Raw genomic sequence first — 1,217 nt, 5'->3', positions numbered from 1 at the left:
GCAAGCGACTATTTGCGTCGAGAGAAGATTGCATTGGGTCTGTGTTGAACCTCGTTAAGAAGACAAGATGGCCGAAGAAGACGTTGCTGCCCTCGTCGTTGACAACGGATCCGGAATGTGCAAAGCCGGGTTCGCCGGAGACGACGCCCCGAGAGCCGTCTTCCCATCCATCGTCGGCAGACCGCGTCACCAGGGTGTGATGGTAGGAATGGGTCAGAAGGACAGCTACGTCGGTGACGAGGCCCAGAGCAAGAGAGGTATCCTCACCCTCAAGTACCCCATCGAGCACGGAATCGTCACCAACTGGGACGACATGGAGAAGATCTGGCACCACACCTTCTACAACGAACTCCGAGTCGCTCCCGAAGAGCACCCCGTGTTGCTGACGGAGGCCCCCCTCAACCCCAAGGCCAACAGGGAAAAGATGACCCAGATCATGTTCGAGACCTTCAATTCCCCGGCCATGTACGTCGCCATCCAGGCTGTCCTCTCCCTCTACGCCTCCGGTCGTACCACCGGTATCGTCCTAGACTCCGGCGATGGTGTCACCCACACCGTGCCCATCTACGAGGGCTACGCCCTGCCGCACGCCATCCTCCGTCTCGACTTGGCTGGCAGAGATCTCACCGATTACCTGATGAAGATCCTGACGGAGAGAGGCTACAGCTTCACCACCACAGCCGAGAGGGAAATCGTTCGCGACATCAAGGAGAAGCTGTGCTACGTCGCACTCGACTTCGAGCAGGAGATGAACACCGCATCGGCGTCGTCTTCGCTCGAGAAGAGCTACGAGCTGCCCGACGGTCAGGTGATCACCATCGGAAACGAGCGCTTCCGTTGCCCAGAGGCCATGTTCCAGCCAAGCTTCCTCGGGATGGAGTCCGTCGGCATCCACGAAACGACCTACAACAGCATCATGAAGTGCGACGTCGACATCCGTAAGGATCTCTACGCCAACACCGTCCTGTCCGGTGGTACTACCATGTTCCCAGGAATCGCCGACCGTATGCAGAAGGAGATCACGGCTCTTGCTCCGCCGACGATGAAGATCAAGATCATCGCTCCACCTGAGAGGAAGTACTCCGTCTGGATCGGTGGCTCCATCCTGGCCTCCCTCTCCACCTTCCAGCAGATGTGGATCAGCAAGCAGGAGTACGATGAGTCCGGCCCCTCCATCGTGCACCGCAAGTGCTTCTAGGCGGACTGTTACTGAGCTG

The 1,217-nt window shown here is 58.4% G+C and carries 1 protein-coding gene; it reads left to right on the top strand.

The genetic code is table 11. The features are described 5' to 3' along the window. The first annotated feature begins 67 nt into the window (after positions 1-67). Complete coding sequence (locus tag L5849_RS14685; protein WP_236926159.1) at positions 68-1,198, top strand: actin; 1,131 nt, start codon at positions 68-70, stop codon at positions 1,196-1,198. Positions 1,199-1,217: the final 19 nt, after the last annotated feature.

Source organism: Erythrobacter sp. SN021, assembly GCF_021864455.1.
Note: the sequence above shows the minus strand (reverse complement) of the source record. Positions and strands in the feature narration are given on the sequence as shown.

Coding starts and splice junctions, on each gene's coding strand:
- L5849_RS14685 (WP_236926159.1), top strand. CDS start 68: ATGGCCGAAGAAGACGTTGCTGCCCTCGTCGTTGACAACGGATCCGGA.